The following is a 6,283-nucleotide window of genomic DNA, read 5'->3' on the forward strand; positions in this document are numbered from 1 at the left end:
TAAAAGGCACTGGCCTTACCTATATGGTTACCGACCAGGGTACAGTGGTTTTGAAGAAAGCGAAAATCGTAGTGGCACAGAGGGAAGAGGTGGAAAAAAAGAAGGTGGAAGAAGAGGAGGTTAAGAGACCAGTAGAGATAGAGGAGATGGTGGTTACGGCTACCAGGACAGAAAGGCCAGTTTTCGAAACGCCAATCCCTGTTGGAATAATAACACGTGAGGATATAGAGGAAAAAAATCCGATCAGTGTACCTGATATGCTTCAGAAGCAGGTGGGAGTGTCTCAAATAAGGGGAACCCCTGTGATGAATCATATTAGCATGCGAGGGTTCTCTACGGTAACCGGGAAGATTCCTGTCCTTATTGATGGCAATCCATTTCGGGGCGGCCGAACACGAACATTTGCCCTAATTGATCCTAATCAGATCGAGCGAGTAGAAATTGTTCGTGGGCCTGTTTCTTCCCTTTATGGAACGGAGGCACTCGGTGGTGTTATCAACATCATCACACGAAAAGCAAAGCCACACCTTGAACCAAGATTTAGTCTTGAACCTCGCTTGAGGCCCGTATCCTATAGTTCTGCTAACAATATGTTTAGGACTGGCATCGAGTTAGAGGGAGGGGGGTATGGGTTCGACTTTCTGCTGGGTTATAATTATAGAAACGCATATGATGACATGCGTACTCCCAAAGGCGATATACCTTACAGCAAATTTAATGATATGAGCTGGGATCTTCGAGCGGGATACCAGTTTGATGAAAGCAGGAGGTTAGAATTTATCCTAAAGGAGTTTCAGGGGGAAAATCAAGGAATTAGCGCAATTCGCCCTCCTTTTCCAAATCTCCCCCCAGATAAGAAACTGATAGACCCTGACGACCAGCATGATATAGAAATCCGGTTTGAAGACAAGGATATAGGAGATATATGGAAAAGTTTCTTTGCTAATGTATATTATAAAAGACAGGACGCAACCGTGGCTATTTTTAGCCACGCTTATGACAAGTTAGGCCGATTGACAAAAACATTCGACCATTTAAGGCATGTACCTGATGATACAGTGGGAGGCAGGGCATATGGAACATTTCAACTTGGATATTCTCATAAGGTAACTACTGGCATAGACTCTTTCTGGGAAAAAAGATATGGTCTCTGGAATTATAGAGACATTGTAACTCACTATGACCCACTTACAGGTGATGTGACTAAGGTGGTACATGGTATAGAGGGACGTACGTCTCCCAATGCAACCATGTTAAATATTGGATATTTCGTGCAGGATGAGTTTGATGTAACAGATAGGTTGCTACTTATCTTAGGGGGTCGTTTTGACTATTTCCGAACAAAGACTGAGCTATCTCCAGTTTATGTCCCAGAGATTCTTCCTGTCCTGGAAGAAAATCAGACGGTAACAGACACTGTCTTTACCGGCAATCTGAATCTGCTGTTCCGCATCACTGAAAATGTTAATCTGACTGGTGGTATTGCAAGAGCTTATTGTCAACCACAAACGTGGTCTAAATTTGCCTTTGCAAGAACGGTTAAGGGTTTTAATGTCCCTAATCCTGCAATCAAGCCAGAAAAAACCATGAATTACGAGATAGGATTGAAAGTGCAATATCCTGCTTTTAGCGGAGCTATGAATCTCTTTTTAGCAGATTCAAAGGACGTATTCGTCCGAAAGGATATTACTTTTAGAGATCTTCCTTCAATACAATTGCAAAATATCGGTAAGGCCCAGAGACGAGGATTCGAGGTCGAGGCTTCCTACATAATTAACCATTGGCTTTCTGTATTCGGAAATGTTTCTTACGTATGGGGCAAAGATAAGATCACAGATGATCCACTGCCAGAAATACCTCCGCTCAATGGCATTTTGGGTATTCGATTCGCAGAACCGAGCAAACGCTACTGGTTTGAATTTATATCCAACATAGTTGGTAACCAGACTCGAAACGCTCCAAATGAAATTGAGACCCCTGGATATGCAACCTTTGACCTTCGGGGTGGTATAAAAATCAGGGATTTTGATCTTTCTCTTGCTATTGAAAACCTGCTGGATAGGTCTTACAGGAACCATCTTGCAAGAGGCAACCCTGGAAATCAGAACGTTTATGATGAACCTGGCATCAATGCTGTAGCCACATTAATGTGGAGGTTCTAAGATTGGTTTTTTGGACAGGTTAGGACAACCGAACGTACCCGGAGCTTTGCGCCGGGGTCATTTTACGGTAAGGAGGTAACAAAAAAATGCGGATAGGTGCAATATATTCCGGTATTAGTTATCAACATGCGGTGTTAAATAGAAACGAATACGCTCAAAAAATAGAAATGCTTCCTGTTTGTGATCTCTCTAAAATTGAGCTTTCACGCTATGCCATACTTATTTTCCCGAGGGGTACGGACCAGGAAATAGTTTATGCTGAAAGAGAAAAGATCAAGAAATTTCTCCAATATAAGGGCATAGTGGTCTCTTTTGGTGAAGTGACTAAAGAATGGCTGCCAGGATGTCGGTGGGGCGGAGTAAAACCTGAAGACGATGGGCCTTTACTGATAAAGAAAAATCATCCGGTACTAAAAGGCCTTAGACCCGATGATCTTCACTGGCATAAGGGAGCAACAGGTTGGTGTTGTCATGGACATTTTGTTGCCCCGGCTGGAGCTGAGATTTTGGTCACAAACATGTTAGGCGATCCGATCATGTATATTGATCGGCAATCCACAAAAGGAGTAATTTTGGCGGCCAGCCAATTAGATGCTATCTGCCACTCCTTTCATGGGCTAAAGGGTGCCAAAATTCTTCTTGATAATATTGTAAGATGGGCACAAGACGAAGCATGCAAAATAAGGAGGTGAAGACAAATGGTCAAAATCGGCGCACTATACTCAGGAAGTAAGTGGCAACATGATTTGTTTACATCCGAGAAATATCGCACATTTATCAGTGATATCATTCATGTCTGCAATTTCCCTACTGTAGACCTACTGCCGTTTGATGTATTAATAGTTCCCCGTGAGTCAAACCAAGAGATTCTATTAAAAACAAAGCAAAGGCTGATAGAATTCCTAAATAGGGGAAAGTTACTTATATCCTTTGGAGAGGTCACTAGGCCGTGGCTTCCTTATTGTGTTTGGGAAGACAGGTATCCTCGTTTTAGATACAAAAAAGATGGAACAAAAGAATATGAATGGGATAAAGGGGAATTGGTTATCGAACCATATCGGATATTAGATCCTAAACATCCTTTATTCCAAAACCTGACGATTGAGGATCTGCAATGGCATTTTCATGGGATATTCCATGCACCTGAAAATGCTGATGTGTTGCTAACGTATGGGAAAAATGGTGACATTATCTATCTGGATTCAAAAAATTTTAAAGGAAAAATACTGGCAACAACCTTGGACCCGGATGTGCATGCCGGGTATGGAGTGGTCAAAAAAACACAGAGATTTCTTGACAATGTTTTTAAATGGGCAATGAATGAGGCAACCAAATGAAACCTCACGACCAATCACAAAGAAGAGGGTCTGTAAGACTATTGCTAATTATATTCTTTATGGATTTTATTGGCACTGCTTTCCTTGGATGTGTTCAAGAAAAGGATGTAGAGAAAGTCAAACATGAAGCAAGAATGATTGTTGACATGGCCGGAAGAAGTGTAACAGTCCCGGCAAAAGTGGATAGAATTGTGGATACTCTTGCACCAGTTACACATATAATTTATTTGGTCGGCGCACAGGATAAGCATGTGGGAACATGCTCTTATACACAAGGACGGACTAAATTGATGCAGAAGATTGATCCTAAATATTTAGCTCTACCGGCCGTGGTTGAATCCGGGGGTTCTGCGCCGAACATAGAGGAGATTTTGAAACTAAACCCAGACGTGGTTATATGCCACAACACAGAAAAACAGATTAAACCCATAGAAGCAGCCGGTATACCTTGCATAGCATTAGATTTACTAACTGCAGGAGATTTAGAAAAAGCTATTCTACTGGTGGGGAAGGTTGTAGGGAATGTAGAAAAAGCGAAGGCATTTATTTTTTACAGACATGTTCTTTTCGAAAAAGTCACTTCAGTGACTTCAAAAATACCAAGGGGAGAAAGAAAGAAAGTGTATTTTGCTACTTACGGCGTTCTGAAGAGCCATGGAAGGGAATCCTTCATACACGATGTCATAGAAATGGCTGGCGGAAGAGATTTTTCTGAAATCTTACCTGGTTGGTCTAAGTGGGTATCCATTGAGGAAGTATTAAAATGGGACCCTGAAGTTATATTTGTAGATCTACCGGAATATAAAAAGGAGATCGTTACGAATTCCCAATGGAGTAAGGTAACCGCAGTTAAAAATGGCGATGTCTACATATCCCCAATTGGTGCATATTCATGGGATAGACCTGGGCCTGAATCAACTCTTCTCTGTCCATGGATGGCAAAGAAACTGTATCCGGAAAAATTTGGGAAGCTAGATATGGAACATGAACTTAAAGAATATTACGAAAGGGTTTATAATAGTTACAGCCCTTCTCATGGAGACACTTTCAAGGTATTGCATCCCAGTCGATAGGGAGAATCCGCAACCATGACTGATAAGGAGCCAAATATACAAATGGAAAAAACCAAGGCAATTGGGATAGTTTTATTCTTTTTATCAGTTGCCATATTCTTGATTTCTCTCAGCATTGGGAGGTATCCTTTACCGTTAGGTATGGTGTTTAAGATTCCTGCCTCTAAATTTTTTTCCATTCAGCATACTTGGTCAGAAAACATGGAGATAGTACTTTTAAACATAAGGTTGCCCCGGGCAATAGTTGCTATGCTTGTGGGTGCAGGTCTATCTATTTCGGGTGCTTCTTTTCAAGGAATCTTTAAAAATCCGCTTGTGTCACCCTATATATTGGGTGTTTCCGCAGGAGCAGGTTTTGGGGCTGCTCTTGCCATATTATTATCTGGAAGTATGATCGTAATACAATTATCTGCCTTTGTTTTTGGAGCAATGGCCGTAGCACTGACTTATGTAATAAGCAGGATCTATAAAACGACACCCATACTCGTTCTTGTCCTTGCGGGCATTGTTGTTGGAGCTTTTTTTTCAGCTCTTATTTCACTTGTTAAATACGTAGCTGATCCCACTGACAAATTACCGGCTATCGTATTCTGGCTCATGGGTAGTCTTGCATCAGTTACTACTAAAGATGCGATTTTAGTGACTCCACCAATAGTAGCCGGGCTGTTTGTTCTTTTACTACTTAGCTGGAGAATAAATATTTTATCAATGGGAGACGAAGATGCCCAAACACTTGGAATCAATACTGAGAAATTAAAACTAATTATAATTATATCGGTTACAGTCATAACCGCATCCGCGGTTTGTGTAAGTGGAATAATAGGCTGGGTTGGTCTTATAATACCACATGTTGCAAGGATGATAGTCGGTCCTGACCATAAAGTACTCTTACCCGTGAGTGCCGCCATAGGTGCATCTTATCTGTTGTTAGTAGATAGTCTCGCAAGAACTATGACAACTGCTGAGATTCCCCTGGGAATAATTACAGCAATTGTTGGTGCTCCTTTCTTTGCATATTTATTAAGGAAAAGTAAAGGCGGTTGGGCATGAAAATTGATGTGATGGAGGCAACATTTGGATTCGATAGAAGTTGTAATTTGTTTGAGAATTTTACATTTTCCGTAGATAAAGGAGATATTCTCTTCATTCTCGGACCAAATGGTTGTGGCAAGACCACCTTGCTTAAGTGCATAACTAATGCATTAAAGTTGAGAAAAGGGCATGTTTTCTTGGATAATGAGGATATTTGCACCTTGAATAGAATAGAACTCGCTAAAAAGATTGCAGTTGTACATCAAACACATAAGCCTACATTTCCTTACAGCGTACTTCAAGTAGTGCTTTTAGGAAGGAGCCCTCATTTGAGTTTGTTTTCATCCCCATCAGAAAAGGATATCAAAATAGCAAAAGAAGCGATTAAAACAGTGAATATATCACATCTAATGAAAAAACCTTACACGAACCTAAGCGGCGGAGAAATGCAACTCACTTTAATTGCAAGAGCATTAGCACAGGAACCAAGAGTACTTATACTTGATGAACCAACATCACATTTAGATTTTAAAAATCAAATGGTTGTTCTATCGATTATAAATAGATTAGCTAAAGAAAAAGGACTGGGTATCATAGCGACTTCTCATGACCCCAATCATTCACTGTTTTTTGCTAGCAAGGTACTTATAATGCACAATAAAAAAATTCTTGCTTTTGG

6 protein-coding genes are annotated in these 6,283 nt (G+C 40.8%); all 6 read left to right on the forward strand.

Going from position 1 to position 6,283, the window contains the following annotated elements; genetic code table 11:
* The coding region (locus J7J33_00830; GenBank protein MCD6167839.1) for a TonB-dependent receptor at positions 1–2,162 on the forward strand (2,162 nt) is incomplete at its 5' end.
* Positions 2,163–2,248: 86 nt separating this feature from the next.
* A complete protein-coding gene (locus J7J33_00835; protein ID MCD6167840.1) occupies positions 2,249–2,854 on the forward strand; it encodes a hypothetical protein in 606 nt (201 codons plus the stop codon).
* 6 nt (positions 2,855–2,860) lie between these two features.
* On the forward strand, positions 2,861–3,499 hold the full coding sequence (locus tag J7J33_00840; GenBank protein MCD6167841.1) for a hypothetical protein: 639 nt from the start codon (positions 2,861–2,863) through the stop codon (positions 3,497–3,499).
* Positions 3,496–4,572, forward strand: coding sequence for an ABC transporter substrate-binding protein (locus J7J33_00845; protein ID MCD6167842.1), 1,077 nt, complete (start codon positions 3,496–3,498; stop codon positions 4,570–4,572). Before J7J33_00840 ends, J7J33_00845 begins: the two co-directional genes overlap by 4 nt.
* A gap of 42 nt (positions 4,573–4,614) precedes the next feature.
* Positions 4,615–5,622, forward strand: coding sequence for an iron ABC transporter permease (locus tag J7J33_00850; GenBank protein ID MCD6167843.1), 1,008 nt, complete (start codon positions 4,615–4,617; stop codon positions 5,620–5,622).
* Positions 5,619–6,283, forward strand: a 665-nt coding sequence (locus J7J33_00855) for an ABC transporter ATP-binding protein (GenBank protein ID MCD6167844.1), incomplete at its 3' end; no start/stop codon positions are given. The genes J7J33_00850 and J7J33_00855, both read left to right, overlap by 4 nt.

The organism is Caldisericia bacterium (assembly GCA_021158845.1).
Classification (GTDB): Bacteria; Caldisericota; Caldisericia; order B22-G15; family B22-G15; genus B22-G15.

Coding starts and splice junctions, on each gene's coding strand:
- J7J33_00850 (MCD6167843.1), top strand. CDS start 4,615: ATGGAAAAAACCAAGGCAATTGGGATAGTTTTATTCTTTTTATCAGTT.
- J7J33_00845 (MCD6167842.1), top strand. CDS start 3,496: ATGAAACCTCACGACCAATCACAAAGAAGAGGGTCTGTAAGACTATTG.
- J7J33_00835 (MCD6167840.1), top strand. CDS start 2,249: ATGCGGATAGGTGCAATATATTCCGGTATTAGTTATCAACATGCGGTG.
- J7J33_00840 (MCD6167841.1), top strand. CDS start 2,861: ATGGTCAAAATCGGCGCACTATACTCAGGAAGTAAGTGGCAACATGAT.